The following is a 24,965-nucleotide window of genomic DNA, read 5'->3' on the forward strand; positions in this document are numbered from 1 at the left end:
ACGATGAAGAACAACGTCGGCAAGGTCACGCAGGTTCTGGGCGCCGTCGTGGACGTGCAGTTCCCGGCCGAACTGCCCGCCATGATGAACGCGCTGCAGGTCAAGATCGGCGATCGCACGCTGGTCCTGGAAGTGGCGCAGCACCTGGGCGAGCGCACGGTGCGCACCATCGCCATGGACACCACGGACGGCCTGGTCCGCGGCTTCGAGGTGGTGGACACCGGCGCGGGCATCTCCGTGCCCGTGGGCAATGAGACGCTGGGCCGCATCCTCAACGTGATCGGCGAGCCGATCGACGAGCGCGGCCCGGTCGGCGCGCAGAAGACCTACACCATCCACCGCGACGCCCCCTCCTTCGAGGAGCAGGCGACGAGCGCGGAGATCCTGGTCACCGGCATCAAGGTGGTGGACCTGCTGGCCCCCTACCTGAAGGGCGGCAAGATCGGCCTGTTCGGCGGCGCGGGCGTGGGCAAGACCGTGACCATCCAGGAGCTGATCAACAACATCGCCAAGGCGCATGGCGGCGTGTCGGTCTTCGCCGGCGTGGGCGAGCGCACGCGTGAGGGCAACGACCTCTACCACGAGATGGTCGATGCCGGCGTCATCAAGCTGAACGAGGGCAACACCGAAGGCTCCAAGGTGGCGCTGGTCTATGGCCAGATGAACGAGCCGCCGGGTGCGCGCGCGCGCGTGGCGCTCTCGGGCCTGTCGATGGCGGAATACTTCCGCGACGAGCAGGGCCAGGACGTGCTCTTCTTCATCGACAACATCTTCCGCTTCACCCAGGCGGGCGCCGAGGTCTCGGCGCTGCTCGGCCGCATCCCCTCCGCGGTGGGCTACCAGCCGACGCTCTCCACCGACATGGGCGCGCTGCAGGAGCGCATCACCAGCACCAAGAAGGGCTCGATCACCTCGGTGCAGGCCATCTACGTGCCCGCGGACGACCTGACCGACCCGGCGCCGGCCACCTCCTTCGCGCACCTCGACGCCACCACGGTGCTCAGCCGCTCGATCGCCGAGATGGCGATCTTCCCGGCCGTGGACCCGCTGGACAGCACCTCGCGCGGCCTCGACCCGCGCATCGTGGGTGAGGAGCACTACAAGACGGCGCGCGAAGTGCAGCGCATCCTGCAGACCTACAAGTCGCTGCAGGACATCATCGCGATCCTGGGCATGGATGAGCTCTCGGAAGAGGACAAGCTGATCGTCGCGCGCGCGCGCAAGATCCAGCGCTTCCTCAGCCAGCCCTTCCATGTGGCGGAGGTCTTCACCGGCTCGCCGGGCGTCTTCGTGAAGCTCGAGGACACGGTGCGCAGCTTCGCCGCGATCTGCGCCGGCGAATACGACCACCTCCCCGAGGCCGCCTTCTACATGGTCGGCACCATCGAGGACGCGGTGAAGAAGGCCGAGAGCCTGAAGGCGGCGGCGTAAGCCGTCGCTGCGCAAAAGGACAGCATCATGGCGACCTTCAAGCTGGAACTCGTCAGCCCCGAGAAGCTGCTGCTCAGCCGCGCGGTCGAAATGGCCGTGCTGCCGGCGGCCGAGGGCGAGATGGGCGTGCTGCCCGGTCATGCGCCCATGATCGTCACGCTGCGCGGCGGCGTCATCGCTGTGACCGAGGGCGGGCAGGTCACCGACCGGCTCTTCGTCGCCGGCGGCTTCGCCGAGGTGACGCCCGAGCGCTGCACGGTGCTGGCCGATGAGGCCATTCCCGTCGCGCAACTCTCCAAGGCGGCTGCCGAGTCGCGCGTGCAGGCGGCGGAAGCCGCCTACACCGCCGCGGCGATGGACACGCCCGAGCGCCGCGACGCGGCAATGGAGCGCCTGCTCTCCGCCCGCGCCATGGTGCTGGCCGCCGAAGCGGCCTGATCGGCGGGCCCCGCCCCGCGCCCCAGTGCCACCCCGGGAGCTTCGCCACCGATGCAGCGACGAAGCCTCCTGATCCCCGCCCTGGCGAGCCCCTTCCTGGCCCGCCAGGCGCGCGCCCAGGCCTTCGGCCCGGCCAGCGCCCCCGACCGGCCGCTCTTCGAGATCGCGGCCTCCCGCGGCATGACCTACGGGGTCGCCGTCAAGGCCAGCCAGATCGCGGAGGAGCCTGAATTCGCCGCGCTGGTGGCGCGCGAGGCCGGCCTGCTCGTCCCCGAATACGAGGCGAAGTTCGAGGCGCTGCAGCCCGAGATGGGCCGCTTCGACCCCGCGCCGCTGGATGCCGTGCTGAGCTGGGCGCAGGCCTTCCGCAAGCAGGTGCGCGGCCATGCGCTGGTCTGGCACCAGGACCTGCCCGAATGGGCGCGCGCCGCGCTGGCCGAGGGCCCGGTGCGCGCGCGCGCCGTGATGGCGGCGCATTTCGACTTCGCGCTCAGCCATGCGCGGCGCCAGCTGCGCGACTGGGATGTGGTGAATGAGCCCATCGCCAACCCGCCCGGCTCCGACGTGCCGGAGCCGCCCGGCAACAGCGGCGACCTGCGTGCCACGCCCTGGCTGCGCGCGCTCGGGCCCGACTACATCGCCATCGCCTTCCGCGAGGCCCGCGCGCGCGACGCCACGCTGCGCCTGACGCTGAACGATTACGGCGTTGAGGCCGACTCGCCCCCGGCCGAGGAGAAGCGCCGCCGCCTGCTGCGCCTGCTCACCAGCCTGCGCGAGCGCAACGTGCCGATCGACGCGGTGGGCATCCAGGCGCATCTGCAGATGCGCGAGGCCTTCAACCCGGCGGTGTTCCGCGACTTCGTCCGCCGGATCCGCGCGCTCGACCTGCAGGTGCTGATCACCGAGCTTGATGTGCGGGAGAACCGCCCGCCCAGCGGCACCTATCCCGAGCGCGACCTCGCCGTGGCGCTGCGCGTGCACGCCTTCGCCTCCAGCGCCTTCGAGGGGGGCGCGCGCACGCTGCTGACCTGGGGCATCTCCGACCGCTGGAGCTGGCTGCAGCGCGAGCCCGCGGTGATGATGCCGCCGGGCGAGGTGCATCGCGGCCTGCCCTTCGACTGGGAGCTGAACCGCAAGCCGATGTGGCGCGCCCTGGCGCGCGCCTTCCTCGGCCAGCCGGTGGGCTGAGCCCGTTCAGGCGCGCGCCATCCGCCGGAAGCGCGCCACCAGCGGCCAGAGCAGGCCGAGTGCCGTGATCGCCAGCAGCGTCATCGCGATGGGCCGGTAGAGCACCTGCGTCAGATCATCGCCGAAGATCAGCAGCGACTGCTTCAGCGTCTCCTCCACCATCGCCCCCAGCACCAGGCCCATGATGAGCGGCGCGGGTGAGAAGCCCGTGCGGCGGAAGATCAGCCCGACCACGCCGGCCACCAGCATCACCAGCACATCGCCCATCGACTGGTTCGGCCCATAGGCGCCGATGATCGACAGCACGAAGACCGCGGGCCACAGGATCGCCGGCGGGATCAGCGAGATGCGCGCGAAGAGCCGCGCCATGCTCAGCCCCATCACCAGGTAGAAGATGTTGGCCGCGAGCATGGAGGCGAAGACGGCGTAGAGCAGGGTCGGCTGCTCGTTGAACAGGTGCGGACCCGGCCGCACGCCCTGCACGATCAGCCCGGCGAGGATGATCGCCGTGGTGGCGCTGCCGGGGATGCCGAGGGCGAGGGTGGGCACCATGGAACCGCCGACGGCGGCGTTGTTCGCGGCCTCGGGGCCGGCCACGCCCTCGATGCTGCCATGGCCGAATTCATGCTTGTGCTTCGACCAGCGCCGCGTCTCGTTGTAGCCGATCAGCGCCGCGGTGGTGGCCCCCAGCGCCGGCAGGGCGCCGATGAAGGTGCCGATGCTGCTGCCGAGCCAGATGGAGCGGTTGCACTTTTTCATCTCCGCCCAGCCCGGCACGCGGGCGGCGTCCATGGAGATGATCTTCGCCTTCTCGGCCCGGCGCACCGCCTGGTCCAGCATCTCGCCCATCGCGAAAAGCCCGATCAGCACGGGCACGAAGCCGATGCCATCCGAGAGTTCGGCGATGCCGAAGGCGAAGCGCTCCACGCCCGTGGTCAGGTCCATCCCCACCGTGGCGATCAGCACGCCGAGCGCGGCGGCGATGAGGTTCTTGAGCGCGCTGTCGCCGCCGATCGCCGCGCACATGGACAGGCCGAAGAGGGCGAGCGCGAAATACTCCGGCGGGCCGAAGGAATAGGCTGCCTTGGCCAGCATGGGTGCGGCGAAGATCAGCACGACGACCGAGAAGATGCCTCCGATCGCCGAGGCGATGGCGGACATGCCCAGGGCGAGGCCGGCCTGGCCCTTCTCGGCCATCTTGTAGCCTTCGAGCGCGGTCGCGCTGGCCGAAGGATCACCCGGCGCGTTCACCAGGATCGCGGTGATCGAGCCGCCGAAATTCGCCGCGCAATAGATGGCGCCGAGGAAGCAGATGGCGGGAATCGGCCCCATGGTGATGGTCATGGGCAGCAGCAGCGCGATGGTCGTGCTGCCCGAGATGCCGGGCAGGGCGCCAACGAAGATGCCCAGCACCGTGCCGAGCACCACCATGAGCATGACATAGGGATCGATGAGGATCGCCATGCCGCCGAGGAATGCATCCATGTGTCAGAAGCCCAGGGCGGCGCCGAGCAACCCGCTCGGCAGTTTCAGCTTGAAGATGCCCACGAAGACCAGCCAGATCCCGATGGTGAGGCCGAGCGCGCTGAGGACCAGCGGCTTCATGTCGGTATCGCCCCATATCCGCCCTGCCACGATGAGAAACAGCGGGATGGCGCCGAAGATGCCGACCAGCTCCATCACCGGCAGGAACAGCGCGCAGGCGCCGAAGATCGCCCAGGCGCCGGGCCCGATCGGCGGCACCTCCTCGGCGCTGTAGGGCTCGGCCTGGACCATGGCGAGCAGCCCCGCGAGCCCGAGCAGCACGAGGCAGATCAGGCGCGGAAACTCCACCGCGCCGAGGCCGGGCAGGCCGGGCGGCACTTCGTCGAAGCTCCAGGTGCCGGCGAAGGCGAGCAGCGCGACCGCCGCCACGGTGGCGGCGATCGCGTGGTTCGGATTTCTGGTGCGGGTCATGGCACCCTCCAGGTGGCATGACCGGCGCCCGAACGGGCGCCGCGCCCAGTGGCGCGCAGGCAAGCGAAGCGCCGGCGTCTGAGGGCGGCGCGGTGACGCGCCGCGACACAAATTTTCATCCGCGCAGCAGGCCGAGGGCGAGCAGTGCCTCCCGGCTCTCATTGTTGAAGCCGGCAAGCTGCGCGGCCCAGGCCTCGCGGCCTGTCACGCTGTCCATCGCCTGGCCGGAATTCTCCAGATAGCCGCGGAAGATCGGGCCCGACATGGCGCGGATCAGCCCCTGCTCCAGCCGCGCCACGCGATCCTCGGGTGTGCCCTTGTAGCAGACGAAGCCGCGCACCGTGGAGGCCGTGGTGTCGACGCCCAGCTCCTTGCCCGTGGGCGTGTCCGGGAAGGCGGCGAGGCGCGCATTGGTCAGCGCGATCAGCGGGCGGAGTTCGCCCGCGCGCAGCTGCGCCTCGGCCTCTGCGGGGTTGATCACGGCGGTGTCGATGTTGCCGCCGACGAGGTTGATCACGATCTCCCCGCCGCCGCGGAAGGGCACCAGGGTGGGGCGCGTCAGGCCGGCGGCGCGGCCGAAGGCGAAGATCGCCACGTGATCGACGCCACCCACATGCGTGCCGCCGAAGCGCAGCGAGCGCGCCTTGCCGGCATTGATCAGGTCGGCCGGGGTGCGGAAGGGGCTGTCGCGGCGCACCAGCAGCAGCTGCGGGTCGTCGGTGGCGCGGGCCAGCGGGATGAGGTCCGCGAATTGCGGCAGGCTCGGGTTGCGCAGCATGGTCAGCAGGTGGGTCTGCGTGATCAGCGCGATGGTGTGCCCATCGGCGGGGCGGGAGGCGAGGTATTGCAGCGCCTGCGCGCCGCTGCCCGCGGTGCGGTTCACCACGGTGAACTCGACTTTGAACTCGGCCGGCGCCTGCACCATCATCATGCGCGCGGTGATGTCCGTGCCGCCGCCGACGCCGGCATGGGTCACGACCTCGATGGTGCGGTCAGGGAAGGTTCCCTGGGCCCGCAGGCTGGCGGGGGCGGCCAGGCTCGCGCCCAGCGCGGAGGCCGCGCCGAGAAGGCCGCGGCGGTTGAGGCGGAACGTCGCTCGGTCGGTCATTCTTCTCTCCCTCGGTTGCCGCTTGGCGCGGCTGTGTGTGGTCGGTGGCGCGGAAGCGGCGCTTGCCGCCGGCGATATGCGCCTCACCGGCGGCGCGCGCGGCCTCGACATCGCCGGCGGCGATGGCGCGCAGGATGGCGGCGTGCTCGGCGTTGCTCTGGCGCATGTTCTCGGGCTCCACCAGCGCGCGGCGGCGGAACAGGTGCAGTTCGTTGCCCAGATCCTCGTAGAGCCGCTGCGCGCGCGGCCCGCCGCCATGGATGAAGAGCGCGGCGTGGAAATCGAGATTGGCGGCGTAGTAGTTGGGCGCGTCATCCGCGCGCCAGGCCGCGTCCATGCGCTTGACGATGGCCTTCAGCGCGGCGAGCTGCGCGGCCGTGGCGCTGGTGGCGAGCCGCGCGCAGGCCATGCCGGTGATGGCGGCGCGCAGGTCGTAGATTTCCAGCGCCTCCTCGGCGCTGATCGTGCGGACATAAGAGCCCTGGTTGCGCACCGCGACCACCAGGCCCGAGCGTTCCAGCCCGCGCACCGCCTCACGCACCGGCCCGCGGGAGACGCCGAGGCGCGCGGCGAGGTGCTGCTCGTTCAGCCTTTCGCCGGCGGGCAGGGCGCCGCTGAGGATCAGCTTCTCGATTTCCTGCGCGACGAGGGAGGAGAGGGATCGCGTGCGCACGATCTCGAGCGCCGAGGGCGCGCCTGGCTTGGGCGCGCTCGACGCAATGGTGGCGCCCCTGCGCCCGGCTCCCGATACGTTTTCCTCCATCGGGGCGAAATTGGGCGCATCAACTGCAAGCTGTCAACAGTTTGCGCCGGGCGCACAGGGTGCTATGCCTGCCGTGTTCCAGGAGGAAAGATCCATGCCCCAGGCTTCGGCGCCCCAGGCTTCGACCGCGCTGTCGCGCTTCACCGTGCTCGACCTGACCCGCGTGCGCTCGGGGCCGACCTGCGTGCGCCAGCTCGCCGATTGGGGGGCGAACGTCATCAAGATCGAGATGCCCGAGGGCCTCGACCAGGGCGACCCGATGGGCGGCCCGCGCCTGGGCAGCGACTTCCAGAACCTGCACCGCAACAAGCGCGGCATGACGCTGAACCTCAAGAGCAAGGAAGGCGTGGCCCTTCTCAAGAAGCTCTGCGAGAGCGCGGATGTGGTGGTCGAGAATTTCCGCCCCGACGTGAAGCACCGCCTGGGCATCGATTATGAGGCGCTGTCGGCGGTGAATCCGCGCCTCGTCTACGCCTCGATTTCCGGCTTCGGGCAGGATGGCCCCTATGCGGACCGCCCGGGCTTCGACCAGATCGCGCAGGGCATGGGCGGGCTGATGTCCATCACCGGCCTGCCCGGCCAGGGCCCGGTGCGCGTGGGCATTCCCATCGCCGATCTCTGCGCCGGACTCTTCGCCGCGCAGGGCATCATGGTGGCGCTGCTGGAGCGCGAGGTCTCGGGCAAGGGGCAGTGGGTGCAGACCTCGCTGCTGCAGGCGCAGATCTTCATGCTCGACTTCCAGGCCAGCCGCTGGCTGATGTCGGGCGAGGTGCCCAAGCAGGCCGGCAACAACCACCCGACCTCGATCCCCACGGGCGTCTTCACCACCTCCGACGGGCACATCAACATCGCCGCCACCGGCCAGCGGATCTGGGAGCGCTGCTGCCAGTCCTTCGGCCGGCCCGAATGGCTCACCGATGCGCGCTATGTGAACGGCGAGGCGCGCAGCCAGAACCGCGACGCGCTCAACGCCGAGATCGAGGCCGTGACCCGCACCAACACCACCGCCCATTGGGTGGAGACGCTGAACGCGAATGGCGTGCCCTGCGGCCCGATCTACAAGATCGACGAGGTCTTCGCCGACCGGCAGGTGCAGCATCTGGGCATCGCGAAGACGCTCAATGGCGGCAATCGCGGCGAGGTCGCCTATGTCGGCCAGCCGATCGATCTCTCCCGCACGCCGTCCTCGATCGTGCAGCACCCGCCGGCGATCGGCGAGCACACGGATGAGATCCTGGCCGGCCTCGGCATGGATGCCGCCGCCATCGCGGATCTGCGCGCGCGGCAGGTGATCTGACGCGCAACATACACTTGGCCGCCGAATAGGCGGCCCGCGCACAGACCGACATTGCAACAAGCGCATCAGCGCGTAGGCGCGTAGCCAAGCGGCCGGAGGCCGCGCCCGGCGCCTGAGGGAGTAGAAAATGGACGGCATGATCGTAACCGGGTCCGAGAAGATGCTGGCCCGCAAGGCGGGCGGCATCGGCTGGATGACCTTCAACAACCCCGAGCGGCACAACGCCGTCTCGATGGAGATGTGGCAGGCGGCCGAGCGCATCCTGGCCGATTTCAAGGCCGATGATGCGGTGCGCGTCGTCGTCGTGAACGGCGCGGGCGGGCGGGCCTTCGTCTCCGGCGCCGACATCTCGAAGTTCGAGAGCGAGCGCAGCGGCGAGGCCGCGGTCGCCGCCTATCAGGCGCAGACCGCCAAGGTCTATGACGCGCTGGCCGATTTCCCGAAGCCCACCATCGCCATGATCCAGGGCCATTGCATCGGCGGCGGCACCGCGCTCGCCGTGTGCTGCGACATGCGCATCTGCGGCGAGACGGCGAGCTTCGGCGTGCCGGCGGCGAAGCTTGGCCTGGGCTATCCGCTCTCGGGCCTGCGCCGCCTGGTGGACCTCGTCGGGCCGTCCTTCGCCAAGGAGATCTTCTTCACCGCGAAGAAGTGGACGACGGAAGAGGCGCGCATCATGGGCCTCGTCAACCGCGTGGTGCCCAACGACCAGCTCGAGGCCTATGTGATCGACTACGCGCAGACCATCGCCGGCAATGCGCCGCTGACGGTGGCGAGCGTTAAGTTCATTGTGGGTGAGGCGCTGAAGGACCGCGGTGCGGCGAACGAAGCCGCCTGCGACGCGATGGTGAAGGCCTGCTTCGCCTCGGACGACTACAATGAGGGCCGCAAGGCCTTCCTCGAGAAGCGCCCGCCGCAGTTCAAGGGGCGTTAAGTCGGGGGGCGTTGATCTCACGGGGCATCGGCGCGAGGCTGCTCGACAGAGGAGTCCTTCCGCCATGATCGCCCGACGCAGCCTTCTGGGTGCCGCCCTCGCGGCCCCCGCTCTTGCCCATGCCCAGACCGCCTGGGCGCCCAGCCGCCCGATTCGCCTGGTGCTGCCCTTCGCCCCGGGCGGGCTGACCGACATCCTCGCCCGCGCCGTGGCCGAGCTGCTCACGCCGAAATTCGGCCAGCCGGTGGTGGTCGAGAACCGCGCCGGCGCCGGCGGCAACCTCGCCGCCGAGGCGGTGGCGCGCGCCGCCCCCGATGGCCACACGCTGCTGGTGGCGACCCAGGGCATCATCGCCATCAACAGCGCGCTCTTCCCGCGCCTGACCTATGATCCGGACGCCGATTTCACGCCGATCGGCATGCTGGCGCAGCAGCCCAACCTGCTTGTCGTCTCGCCCCGCGCCCTGCCCGATGTGCTGAACGTGGCGCAGCTGGTCGAGGCCGCGCGGCGCGCGACGGGCGGGCTTTCCTATGGCTCGAACGGCGTGGGGTCCTTCACGCACCTGACCATGGAATTGCTGCGCGCGGAGGCCGGCGTGCCGATGACGCATGTGCCCTATCGCGGCAGCGCGCCGCTGCTGACCGACATGGTCGCGGGCACCATCCCCGTCGCCTTCGATGGGCTCGCCACCTCCGCGCCGCTGGTGCGCGCGGGCACGCTGCGCGCCATCGGCGTCACCAGCGCGCAGCGCTTCCGCGCCTTTCCCGAAGTGCCGGCGATCGGCGAGACGCTGTCGGGCTTCTCGGCCAGCCCCTGGTATGGCGTCTTCGCCCAGAGCGCGCTGCCGCCCGCCATCCTCGCCGCGCTGGAGGCCGCCTTCCGCGAGGTGCTGGAAAGCCCCGCCTGGGCCGAGGTCCTCGCCCGGCGCGAGGCCGACGCCATGCCGCAGGGCCGCGCCGCGCTGAGCACGTTGATGGTGCGCGAGCGCCGCGTCTGGCGTGAGGCTGTGCAACGTTCCGGCGCGCGCGCGGAGTGAGTTTTTCCGAGGTCATCGCCTGGGCCTGCGGGGGCCCGCCGGCGGGCAGCGCGGCGGCCCGCAAGGCGCGGCTGGTGCTGCTGGACAGCCTCGGCTGCGCCCTGGCGGGGCTCGCGCATCCGCGCGTCGCTTCCTTCGCGCAGGCGATGCAGGCGGGCTTCGCCGGGCCGGTGGCCCTTGCCGGGGCGCGGCTGGCGCCGGGCGCCGCTGCCGCCGTGCTCGCCGCCGCCACCTGCTGGGATGAGGCGAATGAGGGCCTGGCCCGCGCGCATGGCCGCCCGGCGCTGCCCGTGGCCGCGCTCGCCTTGGTGGCGCGCGACCAGGGGGCGGATCCGGCCACCGCGCTTGCCGCCTTCGCGCTCGGCTATGAGGTCGCGGCGCGGGCGGGCGAGGCCTGGCGGATCAAGCCCGGGATGCATGTCGATGGCTCCTGGCACAGCCTCGGCGCGGCGGCCTGCGCGGCGCGGCTGATGGGGCTCGATGCGGCGGGCATCGCGCGGGCGGTGCGGCTTGCTTCCTGCCAGATCCCCTTCGCCCTCTACGCGCCCATCGCGGCGGGGATGGATGGGCGCAACAGCTATGCGAGCCACGCCGCGCTGCTGGGCTCGCTCGCCGCCGCCGCCGCGGCCGCGGGGATGGACGCGCCGGAGGCGGGCTTCACGGAGGCACGGCGCATCGCGCTCGGCCATGAAACGCCGGCCGCCATGACCCCGCCGGGCATCTGGCTGATCGAGGAAGCCTATCTGAAGCCCTTCGCGGGGGTGCGGCACGCGCATTACGCCGCCGCCGCCGCGCTGGCCCTGCCGCCGCTCACCGATCTGCCCGCGCGCATCACGGTGGCCACCTATGCCGAGGCGCTGCGCTATGCCGGCAACCGCGCCCCGGTCGCGGCGATCAGCGCGCAGTTCAGCCTGAGTTGGGCGGTGGCCGCCGCCCTCGCCCAGGGCGATCTCGGGCCCGCCGCCTATACCGAGGCCGCGCTGGCGGACCCAAGGCTGCGCGCCCTGGAAGCGGCGGTCGAACTGGTCGAGGACCCGGCGCTGACCGCCGCCGGCAGGCGCGGCGCGCGGGTGAGCATCGGCGCCGCAAGCGCCTTCGTCGATTCCATGCTGGGCGATGCGGACCGGCCCCTGCCGGAGGACGCGGCGGTGGCGAAGTTTTCGCGATTTGCCGGCCCGACGCTCGGCACGGCGGGTGTCGCGCGCGCCGTCGCCGCGCTGATGGATGACGCGCCGGCCAAGGGGCTCCTGGCATGACCGAGACCGCCGACATCCTGATCGCCGGCGCCGGCCCCGTCGGGCTGACCCTGGCGCTGGCGCTGCACCAGCGGGGCCTCCGGGCCATCGTGCTGGAGAAGCGCGAGGGGCTTTCCACCGCCTCCCGCGCCTCGACCTTCCACCCGCCGACGCTCGATGCGCTCGATTCGCTCGGCGTGCTGGCGGGGCTGCTGCCGAGCGGCGTGCGGGTGGACCGCATCCTCTGGCGGCGCGTCGATACCGGCGCGGCGGCGATCATCGACCTTGGCATCCTCGCGGGCGAGACGGGCTTCCCCTTCCGCTGGCATCGCGAGCAGCACGCGCTGACCGAAGCCCTGCTCGCCGCCCTGCCGCCGGGCACGGTGCGGTTCAATGAAGGCGTGACGGGCTGCGACCAGGATGGCGCGGGCGTGACGCTGAGCACGGCGACCGGCGCGCGCTTCCGGGCGCCCTATGCCGTGGGCTGCGACGGGGCCTCCGGCGCGCTGCGCGGCCTTGCGGGCATCGCCGCCGAGACGAATGACTACGCGCATCGCGTGCTGCGCCTGCTGACCCCGCGCGACCTGCGCGGCGACGTGCCGGGGCTGGATGGGCTGGGCTATCTCTACGATGCCGGGGCCTCCTGCTCGCTGCTGCGCATGCCCGCGGTCTGGCGCCTGATCTTCCGCATCCCGCCCGAGATGAGCGATGCCGAGGCGATGGCGGAGCCGCATGCGCGCGCGCGCATCGCCCGCTTCCTGCCCGCCTGCGCGGACCTGCCGATCAGCGGGCGCGACGTCTATGGCGTGAAGCGCGCCATGGCGTTGTCCTACCGCGCGGGGCGGGTGCTGCTGGCGGGCGACGCCGCGCATCTGACGAATACGCGGGGCGGGATGAACATGAATGCCGGCATCCATGATGCCATGACCCTCGCCGCGAGTTTCGCCACGGGCAGCGACGCGGCGCTGGCGGCGTGGGCCGCCACAAGGCTGCGCGTGGTGCGGGAGGCGCTGCTGCCGCGCACCGATTCGCGCGTCGCCGCCGATCCGGGCGACGAGGTGGCGCGCATGGCCGCCCTCGGCCCCGAGGCCGCGCGCCACTGGGCGCGGGAGGCCAGCATGCTCGACCTCGCGACCCAGGGAATGCCGACATGATACCAGATCCTGCGGATCGTGACCGATCCGCCCTCAGTCGCCGGCGCGCGCATCCGCGCGCTTGGCTACGCCGCACTTGCGGCGGGCGCCATTCGGCGCCTCGGCCGGGTTCCCCGGCCGCAGGTTTCAATCCAGGGGATCAGGCATGACCTATCCCGCGCGCCGCTACCACCCGACGCATCGCATCGCGCTGCTGGCCCCTTCGGCGAATCCGGCCGTCGAGCCCGAATTGCGGCAATTGCTGGCGCCCCAGGCGGCGCTGCATGTCACGCGCCTGCCGGTGATGCCCGACACCACGCTGGAGCAGCGCAACGCGGTCTATCTGGCGGCGGCGGAGACGGCGCTGGGCGCCTTCGGCGCGCTGCCGCTCGATGCCGCGATCGTGGGCATCACCGGGCCGAGCTACGCCCTGCCGCCGCCGGAGGATGCGGCGCTGCAGGCGCGACTCGGCGTCCTGGCGGGGCGGCCCGTGCTGCTTGCCGCGCGGGCCATCGCGGCGGCGGTGGCCGCGCTCGGCCGGCCGCGGTTGCTGCTGTTCTCGCCCTATCCCGGCTGGCTGACCGAGCGCGCGGAACGCTATTGGCGCGCGGCGGGGCTCGATTTGGTGGAGAGCTTCAAGGTCTCCGACACCTTCCGCGCCTATGAGCTTTCGCCGGAAGAGGTCGCGGATGGCCTGGCGAAGCTCAGCCCGCCCTCGGATTGCGTGGTGCTGATGTCGGGCACGGGGATGCCGACGCTGGACGCGATGGCCTGGATGCAGGACCGGATCGGCGTGCCGTTGCTGTCCTCGAACCTGGCTTGCGCCTTCGCGGTCTCGCGCGCGCTCGGCCTGCCGGCGAGTGCCGCCATGGCCGAGTGTTGCCCGGCGCTGGCGGCGAAGCTTCCGGGCTGAGCCCTACTTCGTCCGCGCCTTGCGGGCGGCGTAGCGGGCGTCGCGCTTGGCCTTCTGCTCGGCGGCCAGGGCCAGGGCGCGGGCCTTCTTCTCGGCATCCAGGATCAGCGCGCGATTCGCGGCGTCGATCTCGGCGATGCGCGCGGCCAGGGCTTCCTCGGCGGCGCGCTTCTCGGCCTCGCGCCGCGCCGCGGCGGCGGCGGCCTCGGCGGCGGCCTTCTCGGCGGCGATGCGGGCCGCCTCGGCGGCCTTGGCGGCGGCGCGCTCCGCCTGCCGGCGCTCGCGCGCTTCCGCGATCGCCTTCTGCTCGGCGAGCTTCTGCTGGACGGCCGGGTCTTCGAGCCGCGACTTCAGCGCCTGGAATTTCTCCGCGGCCGCCTTGCGGGCTTCTTCCGCCGCGTTGCGGCGCTCATTGAAGTCGAACAGCTTCTTTGACTGCATGAAGGGCCGTTTAGCCTTCCTGGCGGCTTTGGCCAAGGGGCAGGGCCGCGCGTCTGGCGCAACCCTGGCATCAATTGGTGAGGGTGACGCCGCTTTCACGCACCAGCACGGCCCAGCGCTGCACCTCCGCCTGGTGGAAGCGGGCGAATTCGGGGGGCGGCATGGTGGCGATGCGGAAGCCCGCCGCCTCCAGCCGCGCGCGCACCGTGGGATCCGCCAGCGCGGCCTCGGTGCCCGCATGGATCCGCGCCAGCACCGGCTCGGGCGTGCCGAGCGGGGCGAAGAGGCCGAACCAGGCATCGCCCGAGATGTAGTCATAGCCGAGTTCGCGCAGGGTCGGCACCTCGGGCACGTCGGGGAAGCGCGCCTCGCCCCCCACGCCGAGCGCGCGGATTCGCCCATCCGCCGCCAGGGCGGAGACGCTGGCCCAGGTCGCCATCATGAAATCGACCACGCCCGCGACGAGGTCCTGCGTCGCCGGCGCCGCGCCGCGATAGGGCACATGCGTCGCGTTCATGCCGTTGCGCCGGGCGAAGGTCTCGCTCATCAGGTGGGAGGAGGACCCGGCCGAGGAGGAGGCATAGGAAAGCCCCCGCCCTGGCTGCCGGCCGAGGGCCACCAGATCCGCCACGCTGCGCGCGGGGGAGGAGGCCGGGACCACCAGCGCATGCGGCGCGCGCGCCACCAGCGTGATGGCGGCGAAGCCGGCCGGGTCATAGGGCAGGCCGGGGATCAGCGCGCCATTGGTCGCATGGGTCTGGTTGTTGCCGAGCACCAGCGTGTAGCCATCCGGGGGCGCGCGGAACACGGCCTCGGTGCCGATCACCCCGCCACCGCCGCCGCGATTATCCACCACCACCTGCTGGCCCCAGGCCTCCTGCCATTTGGCGGCGATGGCGCGGGCGAGCACATCCGTGGTCCCGCCGGGCGGGAAGGGGACCACGAGGCGCAGGCTGCGGGCGGGAAAGGCCTGGGCGAAGGCGGGCCCGGCCAGGGCAGTGGCCAAGGGCGCGAGCAGGAAGGGGCGGCGGCGCATCGGGGTCAGCTCCGGCAGGGTGGTTGCCGCATCATGGCGGCGTCTTGCGCCCGCGCGCCAGTTGCCAGAGCGCGGCGGCGATCTCCACCGCGCCCTCCACCGTCAGCTGCGTCTCGCCTGCCGGCGCGCTCTGCCGCCGCGCGACGAACAGCTCCGCCCGGCCGAGGAAGCGCTGCGCCACCGCCGCATTGCCCGGGCCGAAGCGCGTGGCGATGGCCTCCAGCACCGCGGGCGGCAGGTGGATGGGCGGGCCATTGGACAGGCGCTCGAGCAACCGCACCACCTCGCCCCGCCCGCCCTGCTGCGGCGTGCCGGGCTGGATGCCGATGGCCCGGTTGTAGAGCCGCAGGAACTCTGCCCGCGGCGCATCCAGCGAGGGGTTGAGCGGCGGCACCCGCTTGACCAGCGCGGCCAGCGGCAGGCGCGCCTGGTCGCAGAAATCCGCCACGATGTCCCCGCCCGCCAGCTGCGCGCGCTGGAAGGGGCGGAAGATCCAGTAGCGATCGGCGAAGAAGGGCGACCAGCGCTCGACCAGCGCGGCGTGATCGAGCAGCGTCTCGAAGGTCAGGATCTGGGCCGGGTCGAAGGGCTCGGCCGAGCCCGATTTCAGCATGGTGGACCAGGCGGAGACCACGACCTCCTCCTGCGGCCTTGCGTAGTAGACCAGCCGGATCTCGTCCGCGATGTCGCCCAGCACGGCCCAGAGCCGGCGCACGCCCTCTGCGTCGCGGATGCGCGAGGAGAGGTGCTCGCTGGAATAGACCAGGGTATGGGCGCCCGAGGCCTCGGCCTCGGCGCGCAGCACCTCGGGGAAGCGGGCCATGAAATTGGCGAAGGTGCCGGCCCGCGTCAGGCCCGAGGCGGCGCGCAGATCCTCCGTGCCCTCGCCCCCGGTGGCGTGCAGCGGCAGCAGGATGTGGTTCGACCCCCCGGCGGCGCGGCTGTAGAGGATGCCGCGCTTCGCCAGCTCCGCCCGGTTGAGGGCGAGGGTGGATTGCAGAGTGGTGCTGCCGGTCTTCTCGCCCCCGATATGGAGGATCGCGACCCGGCCGGTGATGGCCATGCCTCGCGTATCGCGTCCGCGGCGCCCTTGGTCAACGGGCAAGACGCGGCCACAGGATGCGCGCGCGCCGGCAAGGCGCTATAGGGCGCGGCATGAGCGACACCCAACTCCTCGACACCGTGGCGCGCGAAGCCGCACGGCGGCGCACCTTCGCCATCATCGCGCATCCCGACGCCGGCAAGACGACGCTGACGGAGAAGCTGCTGCTGAAGGGCGGGGCCATCCAGCTTGCCGGCGCGGTGCGCGCCAAGGGCAATGCGCGGCGCACGCGCTCGGACTGGATGAAGATCGAGCAGGACCGCGGCATCTCGGTCGCCACCTCGGTCATGACCTTCGAGCGCGCGGGCGTGGTGTTCAACCTGCTCGACACGCCGGGCCACGAGGATTTCTCGGAAGACACCTACCGCACGCTCACCGCCGTGGATGCCGCCATCATGGTGCTCGACGCCGCCAAGGGCATCGAGAGCCAGACCCGCAAGCTGTTCGAGGTCTGCCGCCTGCGCGACATCCCCATCGTCACCTTCGTCAACAAGATGGACCGCGAGGCACGCGACCCCTTCGAACTGATCGACGAGATCCAGCAGACCCTGGCGCTGGATGCCGCGCCCGTGGCCTGGCCGGTGGGGCGCGCCAACACCTTCTGGGGCACCTACGACATCCTGGCGAAGCGGCTGATGCCGGTCGATGCCTCGGAGGCCGAGAGCATCGCCGTGACCGGCGCCGACGACCCGAAGATCGCGGAACTCGTGGGCGCCGACCGCGCGACCCAACTGGCGGAGGACATCCTGCTGGCCGAGGCGGGGCTCAACGCCTTCGACCTCGACGCCTTCCGCGCCGGGCACCTCACGCCGGTCTATTTCGGCTCGGCGTTGCGCGATTTCGGCGTCGGACACCTGCTGGATGGGCTTTCGGACTACGCCCCGCCGCCGGGCGCGCGCGCCGCGGATCCGCGCCCCATCCAGCCGCAGGAGGGCAAGCTCACCGGCTTCGTCTTCAAGGTGCAGGCGAACATGGACCCCAACCACCGCGACCGCGTGGCCTTCGTGCGGCTGTGCTCCGGCCGGCTCACCAAGGGCATGCGGCTGCGCCAGGTGCGCACCGGCAAGCAGGTGCCGGTGAATGCGCCGCTCTTCTTCTTCGCCAAGGAGCGCCAGGTGGCCGAGGAGGCCTGGCCCGGCGATGTGGTGGGCATCGCCAATCACGGCACGCTGCGCATCGGCGACACGCTGACCGAGGGCGAGGACATCAATTTCCGGGGTGTGCCCAGCTTCGCCCCGGAAATCCTGCGCCATGTGCGGCTCGAGGACCCGATGCTGGCGAAGAAGCTGCGCACCGCGCTCGACCAGCTGGCCGAGGAGGGCGTGGTGCAGATCTTCCGGCCCCTCGATGGCTCGGCGCCGATCGTGGGCGTGGTGGGGGAGCTGCAGCTGGATGTGCTGAAGTCGCGCCTTGCCGTGGAATACGGCGTGCCGGCGGGCTTCGACGCCACGCGCTGGTCGCAGCTGCGCTGGCTGGCGGGCGAGCCGGCGGAGATCGCCCGCTGGGCGGCGGGCAACCGTTCCGACACCGCCGAGGACCATGATGGCGAGCAGGTGGCCCTGTTCGGCTCCGACTGGCGGCGCAAGCGGGCGGAGGAGGAATACCCCGCCATCCGCTTCGCCCCCGTGCGCGAGCAGCACGGGCTGGTCGCGATGACCCGGTAGCCCGGCTGGGCCTCTGACTAGAGCAATATGCGTTCAGATGGGTCGCGGCGCTGCCGCGACGCTGAACGCATTTCTTGCTCTAGATTCAATGATTTCCAGAGCACGCTGCGTTCATGAGAACGCAGCGTGCTCTAGGCCTTCTTGGCAGCCTGGTGGGCGGCGAAGAAGCCGGTCGCCTTGATGATGCGGTTCTCCATCTTCAGCAGCACGCCGCGCGTCGCCATCTCGGCCAGGTAGGTGCCCCAGGCGGGGTCGGCGGCCATGGCGTTGCGCCGGCGCTCGCGGTCGCCCTGGTCGGCATAGCCCCACATATGCACCACCGTGTTCAACTCGCCCTCCACGGTGGTGTACCAGCCCAGGCAGTTCTCCAGGTATTTGAGCTGCAGCGGCCAGGCCTTGGATTCGTAGAGGGCGACGAATTCCGGCAGGCGGCCGGGCAGCGTCGTGTAGATGCGCAGGTCGACGATCATGGGGTGTCCTCCCGGATGCAGGGCGGGCAGGATCACAGGCCAGGGCCCGCTTGGAAAGCCCGGGGCCGCCGACGCAGCGGCAACCCGATTGCAACGCAGGCGTCATCGCCCGGTCACCCGCCGCCTGTATAGGCCCCGCCCGGAGCAGGGGCGCGAAGATGCTGGAACTTCAGGGTTTGACGCGGCGCTTCGGCGCCGTGACGGCGGTGGATGGCGTGCGCCTGCTGGTGCCGGACGGCCAGATGGTGGGCGTGATCGGCCGCTCGGGCGCCGGCAAATCGACCATGCTGCGCATGATCAACCGCCTGACCGAGCCCTCCGAGGGGCGGGTCATCCATGCCGGGCAGGATGTGACGGCGCTGAAGGGCGCCGCGCTGCGCCGCTGGCGCACCGATTGCGCCATGATCTTCCAGCAGTTCAACCTGGTGCAGCGGCTGGACGTGCTGACCAATGTGCTGGTCGGCCGGCTCAACCACCGCCCCGGCGTGCTGGGCACCGTCACCAGCCTGCTCAAGATGTTCACCGCCGAGGAACGCGCCATGGCGATCCAGGCGCTGGATCGCTTCGACCTCGCCGAGACCGCGCTGCAGCGCGCCGACACGCTCTCGGGCGGGCAGCAGCAGCGGGTCGCGATCTGCCGCGCCTTGCTGCAGGAACCCAAGCTGATCCTGGCCGATGAGCCGATCGCGAGCCTCGACCCGCGCAACGCCCGCACCGTGATGGACGCGCTGCGCCAGGTGAACCGGGAAGACGGCATCACGGTGCTGACCAACCTGCATCACCTCGACACCGCGCGGCACTATTGCGACCGGATCGTCGCCATGCAGGCCGGGCGCGTGATGTTCGACGGCCCGCCCGGCGAGCTGACCGGCGCGCGGGTGCGCGAGATCTACGGCGTCTCCGAGGACGAGTTCGAGGACCAGGCGCAGGAGGCCGTGAACCCCAGGGCCGGCGCCGGCATCCCCAAGGGCGGCCTCGCCCTCGCCTGAAGCTGTTGTCCCAAAACCGATGGAGCGAACACCATGATCACCCGTCGCCTTCTCACGGCCGGCGCCGCACTGGCGCCTTTCGCCGCCCTTGCCCAGGGTGCCGCCCCCGCCACCATGCCGGCCCCGGGCCGTCGCGCCTGGGCCGCGCAGGTGCCGCAGATCCGCATCGGCCTGCTCGGCGGCGAGAATGAATCCGACCGCCTGGGCCGTTTCGACGCCTATCGCCAGCTGCTGGAGACGACCTTCGGCGTGCCGGTGCGGCTCTTCCCGGCGGCCGACTATGCCGGCGTCATGCAGGCCTTCGGCGCGCGGCAGATCGAGGGCGCGGGTATGGGCGCCTCGGCCTATGCCGGCGCCTGGCTCGACACCAATGGCGGCGTCGAGCCGCTCTGGGTGGCGCGGGAGAGCGATGGCGGCATCTCCTATGTCGCGGTGATGGTGGTGCGCGCCGACAGCGGCATCACCAGCCTGGAGCAGATGCGCGGCAAGTCGCTGGCCTGGGCGGATGCCAACTCCACCTCCGGCTATCTCGTGCCGCGCAGCGAGCTGCGGGGGCAGGGGCTCGACATCAACAGCTTCTTCTCGCGCACCGGCTTCGGCGGCGGGCATGAACAGGCGGTGGTGGCGGTGCTGCAGCGCCAATACGACGCGGCCGTGACCTGGGCCTCCGGCCAGGGCGACGTGAATGAGGGCTTCACCCGCGGCAACCTCCGCGCGATGGTGCAGAAGGGCATGCTCAACATGCGCGACCTGCGCATCATCTGGACCTCGCGCCCGATCCTGAACGGCCCCTTCACCGTGCGGCGCGACCTGCCGCAGGCCTTCAAGGACGACCTGCTGGCCTTCCATTTGGCGCTGGCCACCGCGCATCCGCAGATCTACGCGCAGATCGAGCGCGGCGGCGGGCAGGGCTATGCCCAGGTGAACCACGCGATGTTCGAGCCGATCGTGCAGCTGCGCCGCGAGGAAGCGGCCGAGCGGCGCCGCCGCTCCTGATGTCGGCAGCGGTCATCGCCCTGCCCAGCCCGGCGGTTGCGCGGGGCGAGGCCGCTTTCCAGGAGGCACGGCGGATCCGCCGCCGCGCGAGCCTGCTCTTTGGTGCGATCCTGCTCGCCTGCGTGGTCCTCGCCGCCTGGGTCAGCGAGGCCTCGCCCGCGCGGCTCGCCGAGGGGCTGCCGCGCATCGGCGAATATCTCTGGCGCGTGCTGCCGAGCTTCCGGGCCGAGGTCTTCTTCGCCGATTGGGAGACCGAGGGCAGCTTCGCCGCCTGGATGTATCGCGCCGACAAATGGCTCTGGCTGATCTTCGAAACCAGCCAGATGGCGCTGCTCGGCACGCTGTTCGGCACGATGATCAGCCTGTCGCTTTGTTTCGTCGCGGCGCGCAACCTCTCGCCCAGCCCCTGGGCCTATCAGCTCGCGCGGCGCTTCCTGGAATTCTGCCGCACGGTGCCGGAGATCGTCTTCGCGCTGATCTTCGTCTGGGCCTTCGGCATCGGCCCGCTGGCGGGGATCCTCGCCATCATCATCCACACCGCCGGCGCCAACGGGAAGCTCTTCGCCGAGGTGGCGGAGAATGCCGATACCGGGCCGATGGAGGGTGTGCGCGCCGCCGGCGGCAACTGGTTCCATCGCATGCGCTACGGCGTGCTGCCGCAGGTGCTGCCGAACTTCCTGAGCTACACCCTGCTGCGCTTCGAGGTGAATCTGCGCGGCGCTTCCGTGCTGGGCTTCGTCGGCGCGGGCGGCATCGGCGAGGAGCTCTACCACGTGATCGCCTTCAACTATTACGAGGAGATCAGCGCCATCGTCGTGCTGATCATCCTCGCCGTCGCCTCCATCGACCTGATCTCGGAACGCCTGCGCAAGGGGCTCTCGGCCGCCGATGTGCGGGCCTCGGCGGGTTGAGCGCCATGGCCCTTGCTCGCCCCACCCCCGCGCAGGTTGAATCACTTCGCCTGCGCATGCCGCGCGCCTTCGGACCGACCCCTGCTGTGCGGGCGGGCCGGGCGATTGCGCTGCTCGCAGCACTCGGCTGGATCGGCTTCCTGCTGTGGTGGTTCGGCTTCTCGCCCGTGCGGCTGTGGAACGGGCTGTCGGGGCTGGGCACCATCGTGGTGCTCATGGTCCCGCCCTCGCCGGGCGAATTGTGGCTGGAGATCCTGAAGGGCATCGCCGAGAGCGTGGCCATGGCCTTCCTCGGCACTTTCGTTGCGGCACTGATCGCCGTCCCGCTCGGCTTCCTCGGCGCGGGCAATGTGGTGACCAACACGCTCGCGCATTTCTCCCTCCGCCGGCTGTTCGACGGCTTCCGTGGCGTGGACCAGCTGATCTGGGCGCTGGCCTATGTGCGCGCGGTGGGACTCGGCCCGCTGGCGGGCGTGCTGGCGATTGCCACCGCCGATATCGCGGTGCTGGCCAAGCTCTATGCCGAGGCGATCGAGAATGCCGAGAAGAAGCAGGCCGAGGGGATCGACGCGGTGGGCGGCAGCCCGGTGCTGCGCACGCGCTTCGGCCTGCTGCCGCAGGTGCTGCCGGTCATGGTGGCGCAGGCGCTCTACTTCTTCGAGAGCAACACGCGCTCGGCCTCCATCCTGGGCGTGGTGGGGGCGGGCGGCATCGGGCTGCAGATCGCCGAGCGCATCAAGGTGCGCCACTGGGACGAGGTCGCCTTCATCATCCTGCTGATGATCGCGACCGTGGCGCTGATCGACCTGCTCTCCTCCCGCATCCGTCGCCGCCTGATCGGCGAGCGGGATGGGTTGGTGAAGCGATAGCCACCCATGAAAAAGGCGCCGGGGATGGCTCCCCGGCGCCCTGACGAACAACCCGCCTGGGTCGTTCAGCCCTTGCGGTAATCCGCCGCGCTCGCGGACCCATCGGCATTGGTCGCGAAGATGTCGCGATCCTTGGTCTCCGGCACCATGAAGAGGCCGATCACCACGGTCGCGAGCGCGATCACCACCGGATACCAGAGGCCGTAATACACGTCGCCGGTCTGCGCGATCATCGCGAAGGCCGTCGCCGGCATCAGCCCGCCGAACCAGCCATTGCCGATATGGTAGGGCAGCGACATGGAGGTGTAGCGGATGCGGGTGGGGAAGAGCTCCACCAGCGCGGCCGCGATCGGGCCGTAGACCATGGTGACGTAGATCACCAGCACGGTCAGCAGCACGATCAGCGTGGAGGCCTGGCTGTTGAAGACGTCGAAGGGCCCGCTCATCTTCACGACGGTCGGGTTCGACGCTGCCGGGTAGCCCGCCGCCGTCACCGCCGTGGCCAGCGCCGTGGCGAAGTTGGGCTGGCTGGAGGTCACGGTCTGGTTGCCGATCTTCACCACGGCATCGGTCTGGCCGGGCACGTGGCGCACCGAGTAGTTCACCGACAGGCGGGCAAGCGCGGCCTTGGTGATGTCGCAAGGCTTGGTGAAGCGCGCCGTCCCGGTCGGGTTGAACTGGAAGGAGCAGGCCGAGGTGTCCACTTCCACCACCGTGGTGATGGTGTTGTGGGCCTGGGTCAGCGCCGGGTTCGCCTGGGCCGAGATCATGTGGAAGAGCGGGAAGTAGGTCAGCGCCGCGATCAGGCAGCCGCCGAGGATGATCGGCTTGCGGCCGACCTTGTCCGACAGCCAGCCGAAGAAGACGAAGCCGCCCGAGCCCAGCACCAGCGACCAGGCGATCAGCATGTTCGTGGTGAAGCCATCCACCTTCAGCACCTGGCCGAGGAAGAACAGCGCGTAGAACTGACCAGTGTACCAGACCACCGCCTGGCCCATGACGAGGCCGAGCAGGGCGAAGAGCGCGATCTTGGCGTTCTTCCACTGGCCGAAGGCCTCGCCGATCGGCGCCTTGGAGCCCGTGCCCTCCTCCTTCATCTTCTTGAAGGCCGGGCTTTCGTTCATCTGCAGCCGGATCCAGACCGAGATGGCGAGCAGCAGGATCGAGAGCAGGAAGGGCACGCGCCAGCCCCAGGCGGCGAAGGCGGCTTCACCCACGATGGAGCGGGTGGACAGGATCACCAGCAGGGAGAGGAACAGCCCCGCGGTGGCCGTGATCTGGATGAAGCTGGTGTAGAAGCCGCGCCTTCCGTTGGGCGCGTGCTCCGCCACATAGGTCGCCGCGCCGCCATATTCGCCGCCCAGCGCCAGGCCCTGCAGCATGCGCAGGATGATCAGCACGATCGGCGCGATGATGCCGATCTGGTCGGAGGTGGGCAGGATGCCGACCACGAAGGTCGAGGCACCCATGATGAGGATGGTGACGAGGAAGGTGTATTTGCGCCCGACCAGGTCGCCCAGGCGGCCGAACACCAGCGCGCCGAAGGGACGCACCAGGAAGCCCGCCGCGAAGGCCAGCAGGGCGAAGACGTTGCGCGTCGTCTCGTCGTACATCGAGAAGAAGTTCGCGCCGATGACCGCCGCGAGCGAGCCGTAGAGGTAGAAGTCGTACCACTCGAAAACAGTACCGAGCGAGGAGGCCAGAATGACCTTCCGCTCTTCCGGAGACATCGGCCGTGCCGCGTCCGTGGCCATTGTTGCCGCTATTGCCATCCCCAACCCCTCTCCCCGGCTTCGCCGGCGTTTGACTTGATCGCCGATACGCATACGCATGGCTGAGCGGTGCCATGCGCATACCGGCGGGGGTGTTTCTGGACGGGCTGAGGATGACCGATCAACGCACCGGGGGGTTAATTCGTGTCCAGAAGAGGCCGAAATTCAGGTTGGACTGTAACGCATTGCCCTCAGGTCATGTGCGGACCTGTCGGTCTGCCGGCTTCCATCAATCCCAGGGCGAGGGCGCCCGGCAGGAAGGCGCGTTCCATCTCCTGCTGGGTCGAGACCATGTGGAAGCGCAGCGCCCCGCGGATGGCCGGGGTCTCGCCCACCCGCTGGTCGGCATGGACGGGGATCGTCGCCAGCAGGGGTTGCTCGGCCAGCAGCGGGCGGCGATCCGCCGGCAGGGGCGGCTTCTCCTGCAGCCCGGCCAGCAGGCGGGGCAGGGCGTGCCGGGCGTCGTCCAGTGTGGGGCGCTCACCCAGCGGGGCCTCGGCGTCGCGCAGCATGGCGCCGACCAGGGCGGCCAGCGACTCGGCCAGCTCGGCCTCCCGGCCCGGGACTTCCGGGCGCAGCCAGGCCTCGGCCAGGGCGGCCATGTCCTGGGCGGCGGCGGCATAGGTCTGCCAGCGGGAATGCAGCAGCGCCGCCTGGAAATCGGGGTCGGCGAACATCTTGGTTTCGCTTCGCCCGGCCTTCACGCGGCAATAATCCTCGATCGTCTTGCGCACCACGAAGCTGGTCTGGCGCTCCAGAAACCTGCCGAACGCGGCCGGATCGGCCGATTTCGGCGGCCGAAGCGCCCGGAGAATACGCCCCAACATAAATCTCTCCACATGCCTGAGACACGTTATTGCATGACGTGCGGGATACATGATAACCGCCGAACCTACCGGGATTTAATCGACGCACCGTGAGGCGGGGTCGTCGTTTGCGCCTGGCAAGTCGGCGTAAGCCAACAGGGGGGGAGCCTGATGCCGTTAGTCGAGAATGTCGTGGAAGCGAAGGGGGCGACAGTAGCCGCCACCGATCGCGCGAATGGTGAGGCCTACTGGAAGAAGACCACGGGCCTGATGTGGACGATGCTGGCGATCTGGTTCGCCTCGAGCTTCGGCATCCACATGTTCGCCACGGTGCTGAACCCGATCCATATCTTCGGCTTCCCCATGGGCTTCTACATGGCCGCGCAGGGCAGCCTGATCGTCTTCGTCGTTGGTCTCTTCTGGTTCGCCAAGCGCCAGAACGAGATCGACGAGGAATTCGGCGTGCAGGAGGACTGA

25 protein-coding genes are annotated in these 24,965 nt (G+C 70.4%); 15 read left to right on the plus strand and 10 right to left on the minus strand.

Annotated features, from left to right (window positions below):
* Window positions 1–3 precede the first annotated feature (3 nt).
* From atpD to AC2D9U_RS16520, 3 genes are read left to right on the plus strand one after another with little or no spacing between them, the layout of a single operon-like run.
* Window positions 4–1,431 (plus strand): F0F1 ATP synthase subunit beta, encoded by a 1,428-nt coding sequence (atpD, locus tag AC2D9U_RS16510; protein ID WP_484751048.1) that lies wholly within the window; start codon window positions 4–6, stop codon window positions 1,429–1,431.
* Between the two features lie 27 nt (window positions 1,432–1,458).
* Entirely contained in the window at window positions 1,459–1,869 is a 411-nt protein-coding gene (gene atpC, locus AC2D9U_RS16515) for an ATP synthase F1 subunit epsilon (RefSeq protein ID WP_484751050.1), read from the plus strand.
* A gap of 51 nt (window positions 1,870–1,920) precedes the next feature.
* The gene (locus tag AC2D9U_RS16520; protein WP_484751052.1) at window positions 1,921–3,057 is read left to right on the plus strand and encodes an endo-1,4-beta-xylanase; all 1,137 of its coding nucleotides are present in this window, start codon (window positions 1,921–1,923) and stop codon (window positions 3,055–3,057) included.
* A gap of 6 nt (window positions 3,058–3,063) precedes the next feature.
* On the opposite strand, the gene AC2D9U_RS16525 is transcribed toward AC2D9U_RS16520, so the two are convergent.
* The 4 genes from AC2D9U_RS16525 to AC2D9U_RS16540 all read right to left on the minus strand — a co-directional run bounded on the left by AC2D9U_RS16525 (window position 3,064) and on the right by AC2D9U_RS16540 (window position 6,794).
* A complete protein-coding gene (locus AC2D9U_RS16525; RefSeq protein WP_484751054.1) occupies window positions 3,064–4,542 on the minus strand; it encodes a tripartite tricarboxylate transporter permease in 1,479 nt (492 codons plus the stop codon).
* Between the two features lie 3 nt (window positions 4,543–4,545).
* On the minus strand, window positions 4,546–5,013 hold the full coding sequence (locus AC2D9U_RS16530) for a tripartite tricarboxylate transporter TctB family protein (RefSeq protein WP_484751057.1): 468 nt from the start codon (window positions 5,011–5,013) through the stop codon (window positions 4,546–4,548).
* Between the two features lie 115 nt (window positions 5,014–5,128).
* The gene (locus tag AC2D9U_RS16535; protein WP_484751059.1) at window positions 5,129–6,121 is read right to left on the minus strand and encodes a Bug family tripartite tricarboxylate transporter substrate binding protein; all 993 of its coding nucleotides are present in this window, start codon (window positions 6,119–6,121) and stop codon (window positions 5,129–5,131) included.
* Entirely contained in the window at window positions 6,006–6,794 is a 789-nt protein-coding gene (locus tag AC2D9U_RS16540) for an FCD domain-containing protein (protein ID WP_484751063.1), read from the minus strand. Before AC2D9U_RS16540 ends, AC2D9U_RS16535 begins: the two co-directional genes overlap by 116 nt.
* 184 nt (window positions 6,795–6,978) lie before the next feature.
* On the opposite strand from AC2D9U_RS16540, the gene AC2D9U_RS16545 reads away from it, so the two are divergent.
* From AC2D9U_RS16545 to AC2D9U_RS16570, 6 genes are all read left to right on the plus strand, one after another.
* Complete coding sequence (locus AC2D9U_RS16545; RefSeq protein ID WP_484751065.1) at window positions 6,979–8,181, plus strand: CaiB/BaiF CoA transferase family protein; 1,203 nt, start codon at window positions 6,979–6,981, stop codon at window positions 8,179–8,181.
* A 136-nt stretch (window positions 8,182–8,317) separates the two neighbouring features.
* On the plus strand, window positions 8,318–9,115 hold the full coding sequence (locus tag AC2D9U_RS16550) for an enoyl-CoA hydratase (RefSeq protein ID WP_484751068.1): 798 nt from the start codon (window positions 8,318–8,320) through the stop codon (window positions 9,113–9,115).
* 64 nt (window positions 9,116–9,179) lie between these two features.
* Window positions 9,180–10,151 (plus strand): Bug family tripartite tricarboxylate transporter substrate binding protein, encoded by a 972-nt coding sequence (locus AC2D9U_RS16555; RefSeq protein ID WP_484751072.1) that lies wholly within the window; start codon window positions 9,180–9,182, stop codon window positions 10,149–10,151.
* Window positions 10,148–11,407 carry an MmgE/PrpD family protein gene (locus AC2D9U_RS16560; RefSeq protein ID WP_484751073.1) on the plus strand — a complete coding sequence of 420 codons (1,260 nt, stop codon included), beginning with the start codon at window positions 10,148–10,150 and terminating at the stop codon, window positions 11,405–11,407. Before AC2D9U_RS16555 ends, AC2D9U_RS16560 begins: the two co-directional genes overlap by 4 nt.
* Window positions 11,404–12,540, plus strand: a complete 1,137-nt coding sequence (locus AC2D9U_RS16565; protein ID WP_484751076.1) for an FAD-dependent oxidoreductase — start codon at window positions 11,404–11,406, stop codon at window positions 12,538–12,540. The genes AC2D9U_RS16560 and AC2D9U_RS16565 overlap by 4 nt, the downstream gene beginning before the upstream one ends.
* 145 nt (window positions 12,541–12,685) lie before the next feature.
* Window positions 12,686–13,432 carry an aspartate racemase/maleate isomerase family protein gene (locus tag AC2D9U_RS16570; protein WP_484751080.1) on the plus strand — a complete coding sequence of 249 codons (747 nt, stop codon included), beginning with the start codon at window positions 12,686–12,688 and terminating at the stop codon, window positions 13,430–13,432.
* A gap of 3 nt (window positions 13,433–13,435) precedes the next feature.
* On the opposite strand, the gene AC2D9U_RS16575 is transcribed toward AC2D9U_RS16570, so the two are convergent.
* From AC2D9U_RS16575 to AC2D9U_RS16585, 3 genes are all read right to left on the minus strand, one after another.
* Complete coding sequence (locus AC2D9U_RS16575) at window positions 13,436–13,873, minus strand: DUF6481 family protein (protein WP_484751083.1); 438 nt, start codon at window positions 13,871–13,873, stop codon at window positions 13,436–13,438.
* A 70-nt stretch (window positions 13,874–13,943) separates the two neighbouring features.
* Window positions 13,944–14,909: a Bug family tripartite tricarboxylate transporter substrate binding protein gene (locus tag AC2D9U_RS16580; RefSeq protein ID WP_484751086.1), complete on the minus strand. Its 966-nt coding sequence runs from the start codon at window positions 14,907–14,909 to the stop codon at window positions 13,944–13,946.
* 31 nt (window positions 14,910–14,940) lie between these two features.
* On the minus strand, window positions 14,941–15,972 hold the full coding sequence (locus AC2D9U_RS16585; protein WP_484751090.1) for a hypothetical protein: 1,032 nt from the start codon (window positions 15,970–15,972) through the stop codon (window positions 14,941–14,943).
* A gap of 92 nt (window positions 15,973–16,064) precedes the next feature.
* Between AC2D9U_RS16585 and AC2D9U_RS16590 the strand changes: the two genes are divergently transcribed.
* Complete coding sequence (locus tag AC2D9U_RS16590; RefSeq protein ID WP_484751093.1) at window positions 16,065–17,675, plus strand: peptide chain release factor 3; 1,611 nt, start codon at window positions 16,065–16,067, stop codon at window positions 17,673–17,675.
* Window positions 17,676–17,806: 131 nt separating this feature from the next.
* Here AC2D9U_RS16590 and AC2D9U_RS16595 read toward each other — a convergent pair whose 3' ends face one another.
* Window positions 17,807–18,145, minus strand: coding sequence for an NIPSNAP family protein (locus AC2D9U_RS16595; RefSeq protein WP_484751098.1), 339 nt, complete (start codon window positions 18,143–18,145; stop codon window positions 17,807–17,809).
* 158 nt (window positions 18,146–18,303) lie between these two features.
* Here AC2D9U_RS16595 and phnC point away from each other — a divergent pair, with 158 nt between their 5' ends.
* Genes phnC through phnE (AC2D9U_RS16615) form a run of 4 tightly spaced genes read left to right on the plus strand, consistent with a single transcriptional unit; the run spans window position 18,304 to window position 21,910 of the window.
* A complete protein-coding gene (gene phnC / locus AC2D9U_RS16600; RefSeq protein WP_484751102.1) occupies window positions 18,304–19,134 on the plus strand; it encodes a phosphonate ABC transporter ATP-binding protein in 831 nt (276 codons plus the stop codon).
* Between the two features lie 33 nt (window positions 19,135–19,167).
* A complete protein-coding gene (gene phnD / locus AC2D9U_RS16605) occupies window positions 19,168–20,130 on the plus strand; it encodes a phosphate/phosphite/phosphonate ABC transporter substrate-binding protein (protein ID WP_484751103.1) in 963 nt (320 codons plus the stop codon).
* Entirely contained in the window at window positions 20,130–21,041 is a 912-nt protein-coding gene (gene phnE, locus AC2D9U_RS16610; RefSeq protein WP_484751105.1) for a phosphonate ABC transporter, permease protein PhnE, read from the plus strand. The genes phnD and phnE (AC2D9U_RS16610) overlap by 1 nt, the downstream gene beginning before the upstream one ends.
* Before the next feature lie 56 nt (window positions 21,042–21,097).
* A complete protein-coding gene (phnE, locus tag AC2D9U_RS16615) occupies window positions 21,098–21,910 on the plus strand; it encodes a phosphonate ABC transporter, permease protein PhnE (protein ID WP_484751108.1) in 813 nt (270 codons plus the stop codon).
* Between the two features lie 65 nt (window positions 21,911–21,975).
* Here phnE (AC2D9U_RS16615) and AC2D9U_RS16620 read toward each other — a convergent pair whose 3' ends face one another.
* On the minus strand, window positions 21,976–23,640 hold the full coding sequence (locus tag AC2D9U_RS16620; protein WP_484751112.1) for an MFS transporter: 1,665 nt from the start codon (window positions 23,638–23,640) through the stop codon (window positions 21,976–21,978).
* Between the two features lie 233 nt (window positions 23,641–23,873).
* Window positions 23,874–24,509: a hypothetical protein gene (locus tag AC2D9U_RS16625; RefSeq protein WP_484751115.1), complete on the minus strand. Its 636-nt coding sequence runs from the start codon at window positions 24,507–24,509 to the stop codon at window positions 23,874–23,876.
* A gap of 150 nt (window positions 24,510–24,659) precedes the next feature.
* Between AC2D9U_RS16625 and AC2D9U_RS16630 the strand changes: the two genes are divergently transcribed.
* Complete coding sequence (locus AC2D9U_RS16630) at window positions 24,660–24,965, plus strand: DUF4212 domain-containing protein (protein ID WP_484751118.1); 306 nt, start codon at window positions 24,660–24,662, stop codon at window positions 24,963–24,965.

This window comes from Roseomonas sp. TF40 (assembly GCF_057219975.1).

What these genes read in the sequence shown, in the direction of transcription:
- atpD (WP_484751048.1), top strand. Translation starts at nt 4, where the DNA reads ATGAAGAACAACGTCGGCAAGGTCACGCAGGTTCTGGGCGCCGTCGTG.
- atpC (WP_484751050.1), top strand. Translation starts at nt 1,459, where the DNA reads ATGGCGACCTTCAAGCTGGAACTCGTCAGCCCCGAGAAGCTGCTGCTC.
- AC2D9U_RS16520 (WP_484751052.1), top strand. Translation starts at nt 1,921, where the DNA reads ATGCAGCGACGAAGCCTCCTGATCCCCGCCCTGGCGAGCCCCTTCCTG.
- AC2D9U_RS16525 (WP_484751054.1), bottom strand. Translation starts at nt 4,542, where the DNA reads ATGGATGCATTCCTCGGCGGCATGGCGATCCTCATCGATCCCTATGTC.
- AC2D9U_RS16530 (WP_484751057.1), bottom strand. Translation starts at nt 5,013, where the DNA reads ATGACCCGCACCAGAAATCCGAACCACGCGATCGCCGCCACCGTGGCG.
- AC2D9U_RS16535 (WP_484751059.1), bottom strand. Translation starts at nt 6,121, where the DNA reads ATGACCGACCGAGCGACGTTCCGCCTCAACCGCCGCGGCCTTCTCGGC.
- AC2D9U_RS16545 (WP_484751065.1), top strand. Translation starts at nt 6,979, where the DNA reads ATGCCCCAGGCTTCGGCGCCCCAGGCTTCGACCGCGCTGTCGCGCTTC.
- AC2D9U_RS16550 (WP_484751068.1), top strand. Translation starts at nt 8,318, where the DNA reads ATGATCGTAACCGGGTCCGAGAAGATGCTGGCCCGCAAGGCGGGCGGC.
- AC2D9U_RS16555 (WP_484751072.1), top strand. Translation starts at nt 9,180, where the DNA reads ATGATCGCCCGACGCAGCCTTCTGGGTGCCGCCCTCGCGGCCCCCGCT.
- AC2D9U_RS16565 (WP_484751076.1), top strand. Translation starts at nt 11,404, where the DNA reads ATGACCGAGACCGCCGACATCCTGATCGCCGGCGCCGGCCCCGTCGGG.
- AC2D9U_RS16570 (WP_484751080.1), top strand. Translation starts at nt 12,686, where the DNA reads ATGACCTATCCCGCGCGCCGCTACCACCCGACGCATCGCATCGCGCTG.
- AC2D9U_RS16575 (WP_484751083.1), bottom strand. Translation starts at nt 13,873, where the DNA reads ATGCAGTCAAAGAAGCTGTTCGACTTCAATGAGCGCCGCAACGCGGCG.
- AC2D9U_RS16580 (WP_484751086.1), bottom strand. Translation starts at nt 14,909, where the DNA reads ATGCGCCGCCGCCCCTTCCTGCTCGCGCCCTTGGCCACTGCCCTGGCC.
- AC2D9U_RS16585 (WP_484751090.1), bottom strand. Translation starts at nt 15,972, where the DNA reads ATGGCCATCACCGGCCGGGTCGCGATCCTCCATATCGGGGGCGAGAAG.
- AC2D9U_RS16590 (WP_484751093.1), top strand. Translation starts at nt 16,065, where the DNA reads ATGAGCGACACCCAACTCCTCGACACCGTGGCGCGCGAAGCCGCACGG.
- AC2D9U_RS16595 (WP_484751098.1), bottom strand. Translation starts at nt 18,145, where the DNA reads ATGATCGTCGACCTGCGCATCTACACGACGCTGCCCGGCCGCCTGCCG.
- phnC (WP_484751102.1), top strand. Translation starts at nt 18,304, where the DNA reads ATGCTGGAACTTCAGGGTTTGACGCGGCGCTTCGGCGCCGTGACGGCG.
- phnD (WP_484751103.1), top strand. Translation starts at nt 19,168, where the DNA reads ATGATCACCCGTCGCCTTCTCACGGCCGGCGCCGCACTGGCGCCTTTC.
- phnE (WP_484751105.1), top strand. Translation starts at nt 20,130, where the DNA reads ATGTCGGCAGCGGTCATCGCCCTGCCCAGCCCGGCGGTTGCGCGGGGC.
- phnE (WP_484751108.1), top strand. Translation starts at nt 21,098, where the DNA reads ATGCCGCGCGCCTTCGGACCGACCCCTGCTGTGCGGGCGGGCCGGGCG.
- AC2D9U_RS16620 (WP_484751112.1), bottom strand. Translation starts at nt 23,640, where the DNA reads ATGTCTCCGGAAGAGCGGAAGGTCATTCTGGCCTCCTCGCTCGGTACT.
- AC2D9U_RS16625 (WP_484751115.1), bottom strand. Translation starts at nt 24,509, where the DNA reads ATGTTGGGGCGTATTCTCCGGGCGCTTCGGCCGCCGAAATCGGCCGAT.
- AC2D9U_RS16630 (WP_484751118.1), top strand. Translation starts at nt 24,660, where the DNA reads ATGCCGTTAGTCGAGAATGTCGTGGAAGCGAAGGGGGCGACAGTAGCC.